Raw genomic sequence first — 18,022 nt, 5'->3', positions numbered from 1 at the left:
CCGCCGATTTAGCTCAGGGGTAGAGCAACCGCCTTGTAAGCGGTAGGTCGTCAGTTCGAATCCGACAATCGGCACCACTGTCCCCGCCAGGGGAACCGGCAGCGGCCGCCTACCTTCGCGCGATCTGGACCTTCAATCGGATGGCGGTGACCTGCGACCCGCGTTCGCGCAGGCGGTTGAGAAGCGCGGGCAGCAGCTGCCTCAGTTTCGCGGCCGCGGCGTTGCCGTCCACCAGCAGGCACCAGGAGTTCTCCTCGATCGGCCCGGCCTGCACGGCGGAGCGCAGCGCCGCCGGGATCAACGACTCGACCGCCTTGAGCTGCTCGGCGGATTCGCGGGCCAGCTGCGCCAGTCGGGCCAGCGTCGGCGATTCCTCCGCGGCCTGCTGCAGTGTGACGGGGTGCGGGCGGCGTTGGGGCGAGGGCGGCATCTGGGATCGGTGTGCATTTCATTATCGGGGATGCCCGGCTTGCGGCGCGGAAGTCGCCCACTGGCCTGGACGCGCGCCAGCGCGCCGCGCCGCACGCGCCCAGGCGGCCCCCAGGTAAAATCGGTGGTTTTGCCGCTGCGGCCAGCCATTGCTATTGGGCCGGCGCAGCCCTATTTCATCCTGATCATCAAAGGATTGCGCTGTCCTGCCGGCCGCCCCGGCCCCGGCAGGGCAGCACCGCGTTCATGGCCAAGAACTTCCTGACCCAGATTTTCGGTTCGCGCAACGACCGCTTGCTCAAGCAATACCGGAAGAAGGCCGATCGCATCAACGCGCTCGAGGCGCAATTCGAGCAACTCGACGACGAGCAACTGCGCGCGAAGACGCAGGAGTTCAAGGAGCGGGTCGCTGCCGGCACCACGCTCGACGATCTGCTGCCCGAGGCGTTCGCCGTCGTGCGCGAAGGCTCCAAGCGCGTCATGAAGATGCGGCACTTCGACGTGCAGCTGCTCGGCGGCATGGCGCTGCACGAAGGCAAGATCGCCGAAATGCGCACTGGCGAGGGCAAGACGCTGACGGCCACGCTCGCGGTGTACCTGAACGCGTTGACGGGCAAGGGCGTGCACGTGGTGACCGTCAACGACTACCTCGCCAACCGCGACGCCCTGTGGATGGGCAAGCTGTACGGCTACCTCGGCCTCACCGTGGGGGTGAACCTGCCGAACATGTCGCGCGAGGAAAAGCAGGCGGCCTACAACGCCGACATCACGTACGGCACGAACAACGAGTTCGGCTTCGATTATCTGCGCGACAACATGGTGTACGAGTCGGGGGACCGCGTGCAGCGGCACCTGAACTACGCGATCGTCGACGAGGTGGACTCGATCCTGATCGACGAGGCGCGCACCCCCTTGATCATCAGCGGCCAGGCCGAGGACCACACCGACCTGTACATCGCCATCAACGGCCTCGTGCCGTTCCTCACCAAGCAGGAAGGCGAGGCCGATCCGCGCACCGGCGAGGGCGTCACCAAGCCCGGCGACTTCACGCTCGACGAGAAGACGCACCAGGTGTTCCTCACCGAGCAGGGCCACGAGAACGCCGAGCGCATCCTCGCCAGTCACGGCCTGATTCCCGAAGGCGCGTCGCTGTACGACCCGGCGAACATCACGCTGATGCACCACCTGTATGCGGCGCTGCGGGCCAACCACCTGTACCACCGCGACCAGCACTACGTCGTCCAGGAAGGCGAGGTGGTCATCGTCGACGAGTTCACCGGCCGCCTGATGTCGGGCCGGCGCTGGAGCGACGGCCTGCACCAGGCCGTCGAGGCCAAGGAACGCGTGCAGATCCAGGCCGAGAACCAGACCCTGGCCTCGATCACGTTCCAGAACTATTTCCGCCTCTACACGCGCCTGGCCGGCATGACCGGCACCGCCGACACCGAAGCCTACGAGTTCCAGGAGATCTACGGGCTCGAGACCGTGGTGGTCCCGCCCAACAAGCCGAGCCGCCGCGACGACCAGCTCGACCGCGTCTACAAGACCACGCGCGAGAAATACGAGGCGGCGATCAAGGACATCCGCGAGTGCTACGGGCGCGGCCAGCCGGTGCTGGTGGGCACGACCTCGATCGAGAACTCCGAGATCATCGACGAGCTGCTGAAGAAGGAGGACCTGCCGCACCAGGTGCTCAACGCCAAGCAGCACGCGCGCGAAGCCGAGATCGTGGCGCAGGCCGGCCGGCCCAAGATGATCACGATCGCGACCAACATGGCCGGCCGCGGCACGGACATCGTGCTCGGCGGCAACGTGGAAAAGGCAGTGGAAGCCGTCGAGGCGGACGAGACCCTCGATGCGGCCGCGAAACAGGAAAAGATCGCGCAGCTGCGCGCGCAGTGGCAGAAGGACCACGAGTTCGTCGTCGGCCAGGGCGGCTTGCGGATCATCGCGACCGAACGCCACGAGTCGCGCCGCATCGACAACCAGCTGCGTGGCCGATCCGGCCGCCAGGGCGATCCCGGCTCGTCGCGCTTCTACCTGAGCCTGGACGATCCGCTGATGCGCATCTTCGCCGGCGACCGCGTCAAGGCGATCATGGAGCGCCTGAAGATGCCCGACGGCGAAGCCATCGAGGCCGGCATCGTCACGCGCAGCATCGAAAGCGCGCAACGCAAGGTCGAGGCCCGCAACTTCGACATCCGCAAGCAGCTGCTGGAGTACGACGACGTCGCCAACGACCAGCGCAAGGTGATCTACCAGCAGCGCAACGACATCCTGGACGCGAAGGACCTGTCGGCGCAGATCGCGTCGCTGCGCGAGGGCTGCTTCACGGATCTGGTGCACCAGTACGTGCCGGCCGAATCGGTCGAGGAGCAGTGGGACGTCGCCGGCCTCGAGCAGGTGCTGGCCAAGGAATGGGGCATCCAGCTCGACTTGCAGCAGCATGTCCAGGCGGCCAGCAGCATCACCGACGAGGACATCCTCGAGCGGGTGCTGGCGGCCGCCAACGACGCGTTCGCTGCCAAGGTGCAGCAGGTCGGGGAGGAAAACTTCACACAGTTCGAACGCGTGGTGCTGCTGCAGAGCATCGACACCCACTGGCGCGAGCATCTGTCCGCGCTCGACTATCTGCGGCAGGGGATCCACCTGCGCGGTTACGCGCAGAAGCAGCCGAAGCAGGAGTACAAGCGCGAGGCCTTCGAACTGTTCGGGCAGCTGCTCGACTCGGTGAAGAACGAGGTCAGCCGCGTCCTGATGACGGTCACCGTGCAATCGAGCGAGCAGCTGGAGCAGGCGGCGGAGGACATGGAAAGCCGCGCCGAGCGGATCTCCAACGTCACTTACACCGCGCCGACCGAGACCGGCGAGGTCGAAAGCAAGCTGGACGAAAACACAGCCCGGCAACAAACGCCGCAGGCGGCGCCGGTCCGGCACGTCGGCCGCAACGATCCCTGCCCCTGCGGCAGCGGGAAAAAATACAAGCACTGCCACGGCAAGCTGGCCTGAACGCGGGGCCACCGGCGGGCCGGCGCCGACAACGTTTGGAAACAAAGTGTAACAAACCCTGTCAGATCTGACAGGGGTTCGGTCGGGCTGCGGCCCAAGAACTTCTTCAATGCGGAACTCTCGAGGAGTTTTCCATGCAAGAAGTCATCGACCGCACCACCACCGCCACCACCCCCGCAGTCGCCCGCCGCCCGGGCCCGGCCCTCTCCACCAAACTGCGCGCGCGCATCGACCGTGACTTCAAGTCACGGTGGGAAGACGAATGGGGCGGCAAGTTCGTCACCCACGGCAAGGTGCCGGGCTCCGACGCCGTCCGGCTCGACGGCAACGACTACCTGGCCGTCACGGGCAACCCCAGGATCGTCCAGGCCCAGCTGGATTCGCTGCGGCAAGGCCAGGAATTCATCGTCCAGTCCGGCGTGTTCCAGCACGACGGCAGTGCCGCGTCCCAGTTCCAGAGCGTGCTGGCGGCGTGGGTGGGCAAGGAGGAGGGCCTGCTGTGCCAGTCCGGCTACACCGCCAATCTCGGCCTGCTGCAGGTGATCGCCGACCCGCAGACGCCGGTGTATCTCGACGGACTGGCCCACATGTCGCTGTGGGAAGGGGCCAAGGCGGCCGGTGCGCCGTCGTATGCCTTCCGCCACAACGACCCGGCCCACCTGGCCAAGATGGCGACCCGCCACGGTCCGGGCGTCGTCGTCGTCGACTCCGTCTACAGCACCACCGGCGCGGTCGCCCGGCTGCACGAGATCGTCGAGGTGGCTGAACAGCATGACTGCATGATCCTGGTCGACGAGTCGCACTCGCTGGGCACCCACGGTCCCGGCGGCAAGGGCCTGTGCGCCGAACTGGGCCTGACCGACCGCGTGCACTTCATCAGCGCCAGCCTGGCGAAGGCCTTCGCCGGACGGGCCGGCTTCTTCACGATGCCGACCGAGCTGCGCGACTACCTCATGTGCCACAGCCATCCCAGCATCTTCAGTTCGTGCCTGCTGCCGCACGAGGTGGCGGGCCTGGCGGCCACCTTCGAGGTGATCAAGGAAAGCGACAATGCGCGGCGCCAGTTGCGCGCGAACACCGCGCGGGTTCGCAGCGCCTTCGTCGAACACGGCTACCCGATCCACCAGGGGACCGAGCAGATCATCTCGCTCGAAGCCGGCGCCGAGGCCGACACGCTGGTGCTGCGCGACGCGCTGGAGGCCCGCGGCGTCTTCGGCGCGGTGTTCTGCGCTCCGGCGACCAGCCGCAATCGCGCCATGGTCCGCCTCACCCTGAACGCGGCGCTGACCGATGCCGAGATGGACCACGTCGCGGCGGTGGCCAAGGAGATCGCACCCAGCGTCAAGCCGTGGGAGTGGCCGATCGCCCGCCGCCTGGCGCGAGGCAACGACGCCGCGTAGCCGCGGTCGCGGGGAGGACCTCGGGCGCCACGGCATCAGTCCTGCACGTGCCGCCGCTTCTGCCGCGCGAGCCAGCTGTTGTAGCTGTTGCCGGGATCGGGGCACAGCGGTGAGTTCACCGGAAACAGGGCGCCGACCAGGACCCGTTCCTGGCCGAGCGCAAACGCCTTCGCCAGGTCGGGCGCACCCCCTTGGCCCAGCGATTGCCGCAATTCGAGGTCCGCGAGCAACCGGCCGTGCCGGATGTCATCGAGCTTCGACGGCGCCAGGCCTTCCAGTTCGGCGAGCTCGGCCAGCGCCTTGAGGCCCTCGGCGGTCTCGAGCTGCAGCCAGCTCACGCGGCCGGCCGCGTCCATGCCCAGGATGCCGAACGGGTCGCCGATGACGACATGCTCAACCCATTGCTTGGCCGCGAACGTCGACAGGTCGCGTCCGACCGAGGGCAGGCGCAGCAGCGCGCTCTGCTCGGGCCCCAGCGTCACCCGCCAGGTCTGCGAATGGCGCGCGTTGGGCGTGGCCAGCAGATGCTCCACCGCGTCGATCAGCTGGCGCGAGATGTCGGACGACTGCTTGGCGATGAACTGCTCGATCAGGCCGCGGTTGAACGCGCGCACCGCCACCTGCTCGTCGGCCTGGCCCGTCAGCAGCACCCGCGAGCCCGGCCAGTCGACGAGCTCCCCCAGCGCTTCCAGGCCGTCCATGCCCGGCATCGAGTAGTCGAAGACGCACACCCGGGTGAGCGCGTAGCGCTCGGTGTAGGTCGACCAGTACGAGAGCAGCTGCGGGATCAGCGGCTTGCCTTCGCGCCAGTTGTCGATCAGCTGCTGCTGGTGCCAGGCATCGGCTTCCCAGAACGGCGGCTCCTGCTGCAGGTAGTTGATGCACTGCACCGGGCGCATGAAGAGCTTCACGTGCCAGTGCCGCGGCAGCACCATCGCGAGCATCTCGAGATAGTCCGGATCGTCGTCGAGGAACACCACGGTGCCCGGTCGGTGGAAGAGCGAAAAACTCATGATGGTCGGCGGGTGTGAGTGGAGGGTGAGGCGTTCATGTCCCGGCCCCCAGGACCGGCAGCTCGATCGTGAACCGGGCGCCCTGCGTCAACTCCGACTGGACATGGATGCTGCCGTCGGCGCTTTCCACGACGCGCTGGCAGAAGGCCAGCCCGAGGCCGTGGCCGGTGCCGCGGTCGGTGGAAAAGAAGGGCGTGAAGATCAGCGCCTTCAACCGCGTGTCCATGCCCACGCCGCGATCCTGCACGACGATCTGGCCGCGCCCGCCGCTGGTGCGCACTTCCAGGCGCAGGTCGCCGGGCCGGCTCGCGTGCTCCGCCGCTGCGAGCGAGCGCAGCGCGTTCTTCACCAGGTTGTCGACCACCTGCAGGAACAGCGCGCGGGAGCCGCGGAACTGGAAGTCCTGCTGCACCTCCACGGCCACGCACTCGCGCTCGCGAGTCGTGCGGTACGGGTAGCCGGCCACCGCTTCGCGCACCAGCTCGGCCGCGCTCACCGTGTCGTGGTGCGCCGGGAGGCGGGTCAGCCGGGCATTGGCGATCTGGGTGTCGATCTGGTGATTCATGTTGCGCACGGTGGCGTACAGCCGTCCGGCCAGCTTCTCCAGCGCTGCGGCGCCCTCGGGTCCGCAGTGGGGGGCCTCGTTGCGCACGGCGTCGCCGATCAGCGAGACGGTCGCCAGCGGCGTGCGCAGCTCGTGCGCCATGATGCCCATGGTCGCCAGCGTGTAATTGAGCTGCTCGCGCCGCAGGTTGGATGAAGAGATCGCGAGAATCACACCCATGATCCAGCAGAAGGCGAGCACCAAGGTGTTGGACGCCACATGGACGAAGGACCAGGCCGGCGTCGCCGGGCCGAACGCCTCGAACGCGAGCCACGCCACCAGCACGCCGCTGGCGCTGCCGATCGTGGCAATGCGCCAGTCAGTGACGTGGTAGTAGATCAGGAACATCGCGCCGAAGCTCGCCAGCCAGACCTGATTGCCGGAGTTGCAGAAGTACATCCACGAGAAGAACAAGGGCAGCGTGACCCAGAAGATGGCCGTGAAGACCACAACCGCCGCCTTGCGCGGCGGCGTCGCGGTGATGGCGGGGAACACGAGCAGGCTGATCCCCAGCACGCTCATGAGGATGCGCAGGAACAGGCTCTCGTACGGCTGCGGCAGCAGCTTGGCCCAGGCCCAGTAGAACAAGGGGTGGCCGAAGGTGGTGGTCAGGCCCAGGGCGCGGATGCGCCAGCGCGACGGATGCAGGATCGGCTCGACGAGTGGACGCACCACCTCGTTCGAGGCCCACGATCGCAGCACCTCGTTGGCACCGACGTAAACCGTACGAATCGAAGACAAACAGGTCCCCTCTCAGGACGGCCGCCCCAGGCTGCGGCGGCGGCGAATGATGCTATTGTCACAGGCCTCTCAGACCGGAAGAAATGGCGCCATGGGCGTACCTGTTAACTTTGACAGTGTGAGCCTCGATGGGCTGCTCAGCGACTGGATCACCGCGCTGCGCGAGTTTTCGGTGGAGGCGGTGGCGGTGCTCGGGCCGGACCCCTTCGGCGGCAGCGAGGACCGCGAGGTGGTGGCCGTGCACCCGCCGGTGCTGGCCGACGCGGCGCAGGCGCTGGCGCAAAGCCGCGACTTCGGCGCCCCGTGGCGCGATTCGGACGCCCCGCTGGTGGCATGGCAGCACATCGCGAAGTCGGATCAGCTCAATTCGAGCCGCTGGCGCATGCTGTGGCTCGCGCACGGCTACCAGACGGTGGTGCGGGTCGAGTTCGCGTTGCCCGCGGGCCGGGCGTTCGAATGCTTCATGTTCAGCCCGCGCGAGCTGACCGACCGCGCGGAGGCCGCTTCGCTGGTGTGGTCCGCGATGAACATCTGGCCGCTCGTGAAGCGGGCGATCGCCCAGGCCCGCTGCACGCTGAGCCCGCGCGAGCGCGAATGCCTGGTCCTGGCCTTCCAGGGCCTTACCGCTCGCGAGACGGCCGGGCGGCTCGGCTGCACCGAGCGCACGGTGAACTACCACCTCGCCAATGCGATGGGCAAACTGAGGGTCGACAACAAGATGGCGGCCATCCAGCGCGCCTGCTGGCTCGGCGCCATCTAGGAAACCCCGGCGCCCGGGCCCCCGCCCTCTGCTGGGTTTACCATCGGCGCACCATGGCTTTCCTGGCAATCGACATCGGCAACACCCGGCTCAAGTGGTCGCTGTTCGAAGCGCCGCGTCCGGCCGCGCCGGTGCTGGCGCACGGCGTCGATTTCCTGGACAACATCCACAAGCTGGCGGACACCGCGTGGTCGGCGCTGCCGCCGCCGCAAGGCATGCTGGGGTGCTGCGTGGCGGCGCATCCGGTGCGGCGCAGCGTCGAGGAACAGATGGAGGAGCTGTGGTCGGTGCCCGCGCACTGGGTGGTGCCCAGCGCCGCCGAAGCCGGATTGATCAATGGCTACGACCATCCCAGCCGCCTGGGCGCCGACCGCTGGGTGGCGATGATCGGGGCGCGGCACCGGATGCTCTCGCGCGGTCCGGCCCGGCCGATGGTGGTGGTGATGGTCGGCACGGCGGTCACCGTGGAAGCCGTGGACCAGCACGGGCGGTTCCTGGGCGGATTGATCCTGCCGGGCCACGGCATCATGCTGCGGGCGCTCGAATCGGGCACGGCCGGGCTGCATGTGCCGACCGGGGAAGTGCGCGAATTCCCGACCAACACCAGCGATGCGCTCACCAGCGGCGGCACCTACGCCATCGCAGGCGCCATCGAACGCATGGTGCAGCACCTGTGGCGGCGCTGCGGCGCCGAGCCGGTGTGCTACATGACCGGCGGCGCCGGCTGGAAGATGGCGCCCCACATCGTGATGCCGTTCGAACTCGTCGAGACGCTGATCTTCGACGGCCTGCTGGTGATCGCGCAGGGCCGGCAGGCCCGCTGAGGGCGGGTCAGGCCTTGCGATTCAGCCAGGCTTCGGCCAGGCGTACCCAGTAGGTCGCGCCCAGCGGAATCAGGTCGTCGTTGAAGTCGTAGCTCGGGTTGTGCAGCATGCACGGGCCGGCGCCGTGGCCCATCTCGCGGTGGCTGCCGTCGCCGTTGGCGATGAAGCAATAGGCTCCGGGCTTGGCCTGCAGCATGAACGCGAAGTCCTCGGCGCCCATCGTCGGCTCCTGGACCGACACGTTGTCCGGCCCGACGATCGAAGCCATCACCTGCCGGGCGAACTCCGCTTCGGCCGCCGAGTTCACCGTCGCCGGGTAGTTGCGGCGGAATTCGAACTCGCACTTCGCATCGTGCGCGGCGCAGACGTGCTCGGCGACCTGACGCATCCGCCGCTCGATCAGGTCCTGCACGTCCTCCTTGAACGCACGCACCGTGCCCTGCAGTTCGCAGCTGTCGGGCACCACGTTCGTCGCCTCGCCGCCGTGAATCATGGTGACCGAGATGACGCCGGCGTCGATCGGCTTCATGTTGCGGCTGATGATGGTCTGGAACGCCTGCACCATGGCGCACGCGATCGGCACCGGGTCCGTGCCGTTGTGCGGCAGCGCGGCATGGCTGCCCTTGCCGCGGATGGTGATCTTGAACTCGGCGGTCGAGGCCATGACCGGCCCCGGGCTCACGGCGAACTTGCCGACCTGCTCGCCCGGCCAGTTGTGCATGCCGAACACGGCTTCCATCGGGAACTGCTCGAACAGGCCGTCCTTGATCATTTCGCGCGCGCCGCCGCCGCCTTCTTCGGCCGGCTGGAAGATCACGTAGACCGTGCCGTCGAAATTGCGGTTCTTCGACAGGTGCTGCGCCGCGGCCAGCAGCATCGCCACATGGCCGTCGTGGCCGCAGGCGTGCATCTTGCCCGCGTGCTTGCTGGCGTGGCCGAACGTGTTGAATTCCTGCATCGGCAGGGCGTCCATGTCGGCGCGCAGACCGACGGCGCGCGAGCCCGTGCCGTTCTTGATGATCCCCACCACGCCGGTGGTGCCCAGGCCGCGGTGAATCGGAATGCCCCATTCGGTCAGCTTGGCCGCGACGACGTCCGCCGTGCGCGTTTCCTCGAAGCACAGCTCGGGATGGGCATGAATGTCGCGGCGGATCGCCGTGATGGCGGCAGCCTGGGTCAGAACGGAATCGAGCAGGTTCATGGGCAAATCTCGGTCGCGGAAGCCGCGAGTCTAGCGCCGGCCCGCCGTGCGCGCCGACGTCCGGCCGGATATCCGCGAAAATCCCCGGATGCATTCCACGATTGCCGCGCCGTCCAGCCGTGCGCTCGAGCTGGCCCGGACCTTGATCCGGATGAACACCGTCAGCGCCAACTCCAACCTGGCGCTCATCCACTTCATCCGCGACGAACTGGCCGGACTGGGTGTCGCCAGCCGCCTGACCTTCAACGCGGACAAGACCAAGGCGAACCTGTTCGCCACGCTGGGCGAGGGCAAGCCGGCCGGCATCATCCTGTCGGGCCACACCGACACGGTGCCCTGGGATGGTCAGGCCTGGACCGCCGATCCGCTGGACCCGGTCGTGCGGGACGGCAAGCTGTTCGGCCGCGGCTCGGCCGACATGAAGAGCTTCATCGCCATGGCGGTGGCCCATGCCGAGCGGTTCCTGCACAGCGCCCCGCCGTTCGCGATCCACTTCGCGTTCAGCTATGACGAGGAGGTGGGCTGCTTCGGCGTGCGCCACCTGATCGCCGACATGCGCGACGCCGGCATCGAGCCGCTGGCCTGCATCATCGGCGAGCCCACCAGCATGGTGCCGGCCATCGCGCACAAGGGGGTGTACCGCTACCGCTGCTGCGTGCGCGGCAAGGAAGCCCATTCGTCGCTGACGCCGCAATCGGTCAACGCGATCGAGATGGCGGCCCGTGTGATCGGCAAGCTGCGCGACATGGCCGAGGGCTTCGAGCGCGACGAGCCGCGCTACGAAGGCTTCGACGTGCCGTATTCCACCGCCAGCGTCGGCCAGTTCCACGGCGGCATCGCCGACAACGTGGTGCCGCGCGACGCGGAATTCCGCTACGAATTCCGCGACCTGCCCACGGCCGACGCCCGGGCCATGCAGGCGGAACTGGTGGCCCACGCGCAATCCCTGGAACCGGCGATGCGGCGGGTGGCCCCGGAGGCAGGCTTCAGGTTCGAAACGATCTGCGAGATTCCGAGCTTCCTCGGCGCGCCCGGCGACAGCGTGACGCGGCTGGCGCAGCGGCTCGCCGGCGAGACGCGCACCACCCAGGTGGCGTTCGGCACCGAGGCCGGGATCTTCAAGAACGCCGGCATCGCCACGGTGGTCTGCGGGCCCGGCAGCATCGTCCAGGCGCACCAGCCCGATGAATACGTCACGCTGGAGCAGCTGGGGCGCTGCGAAGCGTTCATGCACGGTCTGGCGGGCACCCGCGAGCTCGGCTGAGCCCGGTGGCCGGGCAAGCCCACGCCGGCCGCAGGCGTTCCGTTTCGTGCGACCATCCTCCACCATTGGCGCCGCCACAGCCGAGTCATCGATGACCACCAGCACCGTCGTTCCGTCCCCCGTCCAGGTCAAGGGCGCCTGCCCGCACGACTGCCCCGACACCTGCTCGCTGGTGACCACGGTGGACAAGGGGGTCGCCGTTCGCATCCACGGCAACCCGGACCACCGCCCCACCGACGGCGTGCTGTGCACCAAGGTTTCGCGCTACCTCGAACGCACCTATCACCCGGAACGGGTGCTGCAGCCGCTGAAGCGCACCGGGCCCAAGGGAGCCGGCCAGTTCGAGCCGGTCGGCTGGGACGAGGCGCTGGCGGATATCGCGCGGCGGCTGCGGGCGATCGCGGCGGTCGATCCGCAGGCGATCGTGCCGTACAGCTACTGCGGCACCATGGGCCTGGTGCAGGGCGAGGCGATGGCGAGCCGGTTCTTCCACCGGCTCGGCGCGTCGTTCCTGGACCGCACGATCTGCGCCACGGCCGGCACCGAGGGCTTGCTGCACACCATCGGCGGCAAGCTCGGCATGCGGGTGGAGTTCTTCGCCGAGTCCAGGTTGATCCTGATCTGGGGCAGCAACTCGATCGGCAGCAACCTGCACTTCTGGCGCCTGGCGCAGGAGGCGAAACGGCGCGGCGCGAAGCTGGTCTGCATCGATCCGCGCCGCAGCGAAACCGCCGACAAGTGCCACGAACACGTCGCCTTGCTCCCCGGGACCGACGCCGCGCTGGCGCTGGCCATGATGCACGAGCTGGTCGTCAACGACTGGCTGGATCACGACTACCTGGCGCGGCACACGCTCGGCTGGGAGGGGCTGCGCGAACGGGCCCTGCGCTGGAGTCCGGAGCGCGCCAGCGCGGTCTGCGGCGTGCCGGCGGAGCAGATCCGCTCGCTGGCGCGCGACTGGGGCACCACCAGCCCGGCGGCGATTCGCCTGAACTACGGGATGCAGCGCGTGCGCGGCGGCGGCAACGCGGTACGGGCCGTCGCCTGCCTGCCGGCGCTGACCGGCGCCTGGCGGCACCGGGCCGGCGGAATGCTGCTGTCCAGTTCGAGCGTCTACCCGGTGGACGGCGCCGCCTTGCGCCGGCCCGACCTGCTCGCGGGGCGGGCGCCGCGCACCGTCAACATGGTCACGATCGGCGACGACCTGCTGCGGCGCGGTTCGCCGGCGTTCGGACCGGCCATCGAGGCCCTGGTCGTCTACAACAGCAATCCGGTGGCGGTGGCCCCCGAGTCGGGCAAGGTGGTCGCCGGCTTCGCGCGCGAAGACCTGTTCACGGTGGTCCTGGAACATTTCCGCACCGACACGGCGGACTACGCGGACTACGTGTTGCCCGCCACCACGCAGCTCGAACACTGGGACGTGCACACGTCCTATGGCCACACCGACGTCCTGCTGAACCGGCCGGCCATCGCGCCGGTGGGCCAGGCGCGGCCGAACACGCAGATCTTCCGCGAGCTGGCGCGGCACATGGGGTTCGCCGACCCGTGCTTCGGCGACGACGACCAGACGCTGTGCCGCGCCGCCTTCGGCGACCGCGTCGACTTCGAGCTGCTGCTGGAACGGGGCCACGCTTCGCTCGGGCTGCCCGAGGCGCCGTTTGCCGAGGGCGGCTTCCCGACGCCCTCGGGCCGGTGCGAGTTCTTCAGCGAGCGGCTGGCGCGGCAGGGCCTCGACGGATTGCCCGACCACGTCGCCAACCACGAGCCGGCCGCCTCCTCGACCCGCTATCCGTTGTCGATGATCTCGCCGCCGGCGCGCAACTTCCTCAACTCCAGCTTCGTGAACCTGCGCAGCCTGCGCGACATCGAGGGCGAGCCGCTGCTGGAAATCCACCCGCGGGATGCGCAGGTGCGCGGCATCGGCAGCGGCGACGTCGTCCGCGTCTTCAACGACCGCGGCGAGTACCGCTGCAAGGCCGAGGTCTGCGAGCGCGCGCGTCCCGGCGTGGTGAACGGCCTGGGCATCTGGTGGCGCAAGCTCGGACTGGACGGCACCAACGTCAACCAGCTCACGAGCCAGCGGCTCACCGACCTGGGCCGCGGGCCGGTCTTCTACGATTGCGTCGTCGAAGTCGAACGGGAGTGAAGGCCGGGCTGCTCATGGCGGGGGGCGCGATCGTCGCGGGCGCGGCGCTGCTCGCCCTGACCGGCTGTTCCAACCTCGGCTACTACTGGCAGTCCGCGACCGGCCACCTCAGCCTCATGGCGGCCGCGCGGCCGGTGGAGGACTGGCTCGGCGACGCGAATGCGCCGCAGCGCCTCAAGACGCGGCTGGCGCTGAGCCGCCGCATCCGCTCCTTCGCCGTGAGCGAGTTGAAGCTTCCCGACAACCCGAGCTACCACCGCTATGCGGACCTGCACCGGCCGGCGGCGGTCTGGAACGTGGTGGTGGCGCCGCGCTACTCGCTCACGCTCAAGACTTGGTGCTTCCCGGTGACGGGCTGCGTCACCTACCGCGGGTACTACGATCTGGCCGAGGCGCGTGACGAGGCCGCGAAGCACGCCGCCGAGGGATTCGAAACCAGCGTCTACCCGGTGCCCGCGTACTCCACCCTGGGACTCATGAACTGGGCCGGCGGCGATCCTTTGCTCAACACGTTCATCCACTACCCGGAGGGCGAGCTGGCGCGGCTGATCTTCCACGAACTGGCGCACCAGATCGTGTACGTGAAGAACGACACCATGTTCAACGAATCCTTCGCGACGGCCGTGGAACGGCTGGGGAGCGCGCGCTGGCTGGCCGCGCAGGCTTCGCCGCAGGCGCGCGAGGAGTACGCCCAGTACGACGGCCGCCGCCGGCAGTTCCGCGAACTTGCCCTGGCCACGCGCAAGCGGCTGGAAGACGTGTATGCGAATGTCCCGGAGGGCGAGCGCGAGCAGTCGAAACAGGCGACGCTGCAGGATTTCCGGGACCGGTACGCGACGCTGCGCGCCAGCTGGGGCGGCGATCCGGCGCGCTGGCGCGGCTACGACCAGTGGGTGGCCCAGGCCAACAACGCGTCATTCGGCGCGCAAGCCGCCTACGACGAGCTGGTGCCCGGATTCGAGACGCTGTTCGAGCGCGAGGGGCGCGACTGGGCGCGTTTCTATGATGCCGTTCGCAAGCTGGCGGCGCTGCCCAAGGATGAACGCCACCGGCTGCTGCAGCAACACCATTGAAAATCGAATGCCCCGCTGCGTTCGCAGGGGCCGGGGCCGAAAACGCATGTCCAAGATCCACATCACCCGCGAGCACGCGCTCGGCCTGGCCGATGCCCGAAAACTCGCATTCAGATGGGCCGAGACGGCCCGCGAACACCTTGGCATGGAGTGCCTCTACGAGGAGGGCGAGGACGCCGACCTGCTGCACTTCAAGCGCAACGGCGTGCACGGCGAACTGGCCGTGACGGCCGAGCGTTTCGTGCTCGATGCCAAGCTCGGCCTCCTGCTCGCGGCGTTCAAGCACCGCATCCACAGCGAGATCGTCAAGAACCTCGACCTGCTGCTGGCGCACGAGGAGCCGCTGGCGGCGTTCGAGAGCGAACTGGCCAAGCGCGCGGCCGCGCGCAAGGCTGCCGGCAAGGAGGCCTGAGCGCGATGGCAGAAGACAGGAACCAGGCCGCGGACGGGCCACGACCGGGCGCCCTTGACGGAATCAAGGTGCTGGAGCTGGGCCAGTTGATCGCCGGACCCTTCGCGGCGAAGACGCTGGCCGACTTCGGGGCCGAGGTGATCAAGGTGGAGACGCCGCCGGACCCGCAGCGCCCGCAGGCGGGCGGCGGCGATCCCCTGCGCCGCTGGCGCTTGCTCAAGGACGGCACGTCGCTGTGGTGGCAGGTGCAGTCGCGCAACAAGCGCTCGCTGGCGCTCGACCTGAAGCAGCCCCAGGCGCAGGAGATCGTCCGGCGGCTGGCCGGCGAGGCCGATGTGCTGATCGAGAACTTCCGGCCCGGCGCGCTCGAAGGCTGGGGCCTCGCGCCGGCGGACCTCATGCGGCTGAACCCGCGGCTGATCGTGCTGCGCATCAGCGGCTACGGGCAAAGCGGCCCCTATCGCGACCGCCCGGGCTTCGGCGTGGTCGCCGAGGCCATGGGCGGCCTGCGCCACCTCACGGCCGAGCCCGGCCACGTGCCGGTGCGCGTCGGGGTGAGCATCGGCGATACGCTGGCGGCGCTGCACGGCGTGATCGGCATCCTGCTGGCGCTGCACCACCGCCATCGCAGCGGCCGCGGACAGGTCATCGATGTCGCCCTGTACGAGGCCGTGTTCAACTGCATGGAAAGCCTGCTGCCCGAATACAGCGCGTTCGGCGCGGTGCGCCAGCCCAGCGGCAGCGCGCTGCCCGGCATCGCGCCGACCAACGCCTATCTGTGCGGCGACGGTGCCTATGCGCTGATCGCCGGCAACGGCGACAGCATCTTCAAGCGCCTGATGGGGGTGATCGGCCGGCCCGACCTGGCGGCCGATCCGCAGCTCGCCGACAACGCGGGGCGGGTGCTGCGGGTCGACGAAATCGACGCGGCGATCAACCGGTGGACCGCCCAGCGGCCCGTGACCGACGTGCTCGCGGCGCTCGACGCCGCCTCCGTGCCGGCGGGACGCATCTACACCATCGCCGACATCGCCGCCGACCTGCACTACCGCGCCCGCGGCATGCTCGACGAAATCACGCTCGCCGACGGCAGCCGGGTGGCCGTGCCGGGGTTCGTGCCCAAGCTGTCGGAGACGCCGGGCAGCCACCGGCGCAACGCGCCGGCCCTGGGTCAGGACACGGACGCCGTGCTGCGCGAGGTCGGGCTCACCGAGGCCCAGATTGCCGCCCTGAAGGAGCGCGGCGTCGTCGCCGGCAACGGCGGCACGCCGCCCCTCAGCTGAGGGAGCCGATCAGGTCGATGTACTCCTGCATCGCGTCGTCGGCCGACTTGCCTTTCTGCGCGGTCCAGGCGTCCCACTTGGCGCGCCCGACCATGTCGCTGAACCCGGGCTTTTTCTCCGCGTTGTCGCCCACGGTCGCCTGCTTGTACAAGGCATAGAGCTTCAGCAAGGTGGCGTTGTCCGGGCGTTCGGTGAGGTTCTTCGAACCGGCGACGGCGGCTTCGAATTCGTCTTTCAGGTCGGCCATCGATGCTCCTGGCATTGTGTGATGCGGGCCATGCACCTTGCGGCGGCCCGATCGGGCGATCTTACCGGCCGACGGGCCAGCCTTCGGTCCTAGTCCACCAGTTCGGCGCGGGCCAGTTCCACGTGCAGGCGCTCGACCGCGTCGAGCGCAGCGCAATCGGCGGCCTGCGCATACAGGCGGCTCGCATCCTCCATGCGCTCTTCGCCTTCCAGCATCAGCAGCCCGTTGGCGCACTCGATCATGGCGATGGCCGACCCGGGGTTGATGCGAAGCGCGTCCTGGAACAGCCGCAGGCCGACCTCCTTCTTGGCGCCGTAGGTCATGCCGGCGATCAGCGAACCCACCTTGTCGATCACCTCGGCATGGAAGGCGCCCAGCGCCAGGTGCGCGTCGGCATGGCGCGGCTGCAGCCGGATGGCGCGTTCGAGCGCTTCCTTCACCTTGCCGCCCAGCCCCTGGGCCAGCGCCTTGGCGACGCTGACGCCCTGGCTGTAGCGGCCCAGCGCGAAGGCGAGGAGGTACCAGGCATTGGGATTGCGGGGGTCACGGGCGCACTGGCTTTCCGCCCGCCGGGCGGCCTGCATCAGGAGCTCCAGGCGCACGTCCTCGCGCTTTTCGAGGTAGCTCGCGTAGACGCAGGTCGCCTTGTTCGCGACCGTCAGGCCCGCGTCGCCGGCTTCCAGCCCTGCGGCCGCGGCCTGCTGGAACTCGCCGTTGTGCAACAGGGCCCACGCGTGCAGGACCGCGCGATCGTGCGGCAGCGGCTCGGCATCGCCGGCATGCAGCCGTTCCCAGTGCGCGGGCAGCCCCGCGGCGTCGAAGCGGTATTCGCCCCGGTGCGCAAATTCAAGCCACTGCATGATGGTCTCCTCGCGCGCCATGCGGCCGGAGCGGCGCGTCGGCGCTCATGAGGCTCAGTGTAGGACCCCGACGCCGATCCCCCTGCTGCGTTGCAGCAATGCAGCGACAGCTCAAGCAGCCGGGGCGCGTTGGTCACTCGCCGTCGTCGCGACCGGTGGGGCCGACCGCGGGTTTGGAGTCATCGGAGCGGCCCCGGCGCGGCGCCATCCCCGATTTCAATGCCGTGACCTGCCGCTCCAGCTCGTCGATGCGCTCGAGGGCGCTCTCGAATTCGGCGGCCGAGGGGGCGCCGAGCCGCTCGAGCGTCCTGGCGACACGCTCGTCGAACAGCCCGGCGGCCTTGGCCGAGAAGTCGGTGGCCATGCTGGAAAGCCGGCTCGTCGCCTCGGCCATCCGCTCGCCCGCCACGCCCTGCGTCTTGCGCTGCAGCGCCGCGCCCTCCTTGACCAGGGTCTCGAACATCTTGCTGCCTTCTTGCCGGGCCCTGGCAAAGGTGGCCAGCCCGGCCAGCCAGATCTGCTGGGCCGAGTGCTTCAATGCGTCCGCGAACTGCTCGTCGCGCCGGGCTTCCTCGCCCGTGGTCCTGTCTTCGGTTGCCATGCCATCTCCCGCAAAAGTGCTCGATCCGGCTGCAACTGTAGGCCCAGCGGGCCGGCTCGTGGGGTGGCGACCCCGAGAGAACCTGCCTCGGCGGCTCGGGGGCGGCGCGGCGGGCGGGGCGGGTGCGGCGGCGGCGAGCGCAAGGACGACTACGC

16 protein-coding genes and 1 tRNA gene are annotated in these 18,022 nt (G+C 68.9%); 10 read left to right on the top strand and 7 right to left on the bottom strand.

Features of this window, described 5'->3' with window-relative positions; translation table 11 throughout:
- The first annotated feature begins 2 nt into the window (after positions 1-2).
- Positions 3-77 (top strand) — tRNA-Thr (locus VNT59_RS21075).
- A gap of 32 nt (positions 78-109) precedes the next feature.
- Here VNT59_RS21075 and VNT59_RS21070 read toward each other — a convergent pair.
- Positions 110-430 carry a DciA family protein gene (locus tag VNT59_RS21070; RefSeq protein WP_325501804.1) on the bottom strand — a complete coding sequence of 107 codons (321 nt, stop codon included), beginning with the start codon at positions 428-430 and terminating at the stop codon, positions 110-112.
- 245 nt (positions 431-675) lie between these two features.
- Here VNT59_RS21070 and secA point away from each other — a divergent pair, with 245 nt between their 5' ends.
- Positions 676-3,438: a preprotein translocase subunit SecA gene (gene secA, locus VNT59_RS21065; protein ID WP_325501802.1), complete on the top strand. Its 2,763-nt coding sequence runs from the start codon at positions 676-678 to the stop codon at positions 3,436-3,438.
- Between the two features lie 134 nt (positions 3,439-3,572).
- Entirely contained in the window at positions 3,573-4,838 is a 1,266-nt protein-coding gene (cqsA, locus tag VNT59_RS21060) for an alpha-hydroxyketone-type quorum-sensing autoinducer synthase (protein WP_325501800.1), read from the top strand.
- A 35-nt stretch (positions 4,839-4,873) separates the two neighbouring features.
- Here the strand turns inward: cqsA and VNT59_RS21055 are convergent, their stop codons facing one another.
- Both VNT59_RS21055 and VNT59_RS21050 read right to left on the bottom strand, forming a co-directional pair.
- Entirely contained in the window at positions 4,874-5,851 is a 978-nt protein-coding gene (locus VNT59_RS21055; protein ID WP_325501798.1) for a response regulator, read from the bottom strand.
- A 34-nt stretch (positions 5,852-5,885) separates the two neighbouring features.
- Positions 5,886-7,127: a HAMP domain-containing sensor histidine kinase gene (locus VNT59_RS21050; protein ID WP_325501796.1), complete on the bottom strand. Its 1,242-nt coding sequence runs from the start codon at positions 7,125-7,127 to the stop codon at positions 5,886-5,888.
- 187 nt (positions 7,128-7,314) lie between these two features.
- Between VNT59_RS21050 and VNT59_RS21045 the strand changes: the two genes are divergently transcribed.
- The gene (locus VNT59_RS21045; protein WP_325501794.1) at positions 7,315-7,956 is read left to right on the top strand and encodes a helix-turn-helix transcriptional regulator; all 642 of its coding nucleotides are present in this window, start codon (positions 7,315-7,317) and stop codon (positions 7,954-7,956) included.
- Between the two features lie 53 nt (positions 7,957-8,009).
- Positions 8,010-8,780, top strand: coding sequence for a type III pantothenate kinase (locus VNT59_RS21040; RefSeq protein WP_325501792.1), 771 nt, complete (start codon positions 8,010-8,012; stop codon positions 8,778-8,780).
- Positions 8,781-8,787: 7 nt separating this feature from the next.
- On the opposite strand, the gene VNT59_RS21035 is transcribed toward VNT59_RS21040, so the two are convergent.
- On the bottom strand, positions 8,788-9,981 hold the full coding sequence (locus VNT59_RS21035; RefSeq protein ID WP_325501790.1) for a M20 aminoacylase family protein: 1,194 nt from the start codon (positions 9,979-9,981) through the stop codon (positions 8,788-8,790).
- Between the two features lie 88 nt (positions 9,982-10,069).
- Between VNT59_RS21035 and argE the strand changes: the two genes are divergently transcribed.
- The 5 genes from argE (at position 10,070) to VNT59_RS21010 (ending at position 16,159) form a co-directional block, all read left to right on the top strand.
- Positions 10,070-11,245: an acetylornithine deacetylase gene (gene argE, locus VNT59_RS21030; protein ID WP_325501788.1), complete on the top strand. Its 1,176-nt coding sequence runs from the start codon at positions 10,070-10,072 to the stop codon at positions 11,243-11,245.
- A 91-nt stretch (positions 11,246-11,336) separates the two neighbouring features.
- Positions 11,337-13,391 (top strand): molybdopterin oxidoreductase family protein, encoded by a 2,055-nt coding sequence (locus VNT59_RS21025; protein WP_325501786.1) that lies wholly within the window; start codon positions 11,337-11,339, stop codon positions 13,389-13,391.
- A 14-nt stretch (positions 13,392-13,405) separates the two neighbouring features.
- A complete protein-coding gene (locus VNT59_RS21020) occupies positions 13,406-14,464 on the top strand; it encodes an aminopeptidase (protein ID WP_325501916.1) in 1,059 nt (352 codons plus the stop codon).
- 46 nt (positions 14,465-14,510) lie between these two features.
- Complete coding sequence (locus tag VNT59_RS21015; RefSeq protein WP_325501784.1) at positions 14,511-14,876, top strand: polyhydroxyalkanoic acid system family protein; 366 nt, start codon at positions 14,511-14,513, stop codon at positions 14,874-14,876.
- Positions 14,877-14,881: 5 nt separating this feature from the next.
- Positions 14,882-16,159, top strand: a complete 1,278-nt coding sequence (locus VNT59_RS21010) for a CaiB/BaiF CoA-transferase family protein (RefSeq protein WP_325501782.1) — start codon at positions 14,882-14,884, stop codon at positions 16,157-16,159.
- On the opposite strand, the gene VNT59_RS21005 is transcribed toward VNT59_RS21010, so the two are convergent.
- From VNT59_RS21005 to VNT59_RS20995, 3 genes are all read right to left on the bottom strand, one after another.
- On the bottom strand, positions 16,152-16,406 hold the full coding sequence (locus VNT59_RS21005) for an acyl-CoA-binding protein (RefSeq protein ID WP_325501780.1): 255 nt from the start codon (positions 16,404-16,406) through the stop codon (positions 16,152-16,154). The genes VNT59_RS21010 and VNT59_RS21005 overlap by 8 nt on opposite strands.
- A gap of 89 nt (positions 16,407-16,495) precedes the next feature.
- A complete protein-coding gene (locus VNT59_RS21000; protein ID WP_414708432.1) occupies positions 16,496-17,266 on the bottom strand; it encodes a hypothetical protein in 771 nt (256 codons plus the stop codon).
- A gap of 133 nt (positions 17,267-17,399) precedes the next feature.
- Complete coding sequence (locus VNT59_RS20995) at positions 17,400-17,867, bottom strand: phasin family protein (RefSeq protein WP_325501778.1); 468 nt, start codon at positions 17,865-17,867, stop codon at positions 17,400-17,402.
- Positions 17,868-18,022 lie beyond the last annotated feature (155 nt).

Origin of the sequence: Ramlibacter sp., assembly GCF_035554825.1 — a bacterium.
Taxonomy (GTDB): domain Bacteria; phylum Pseudomonadota; class Gammaproteobacteria; order Burkholderiales; family Burkholderiaceae_C; genus Ramlibacter.
Note: the sequence above shows the minus strand (reverse complement) of the source record. Positions and strands in the feature narration are given on the sequence as shown.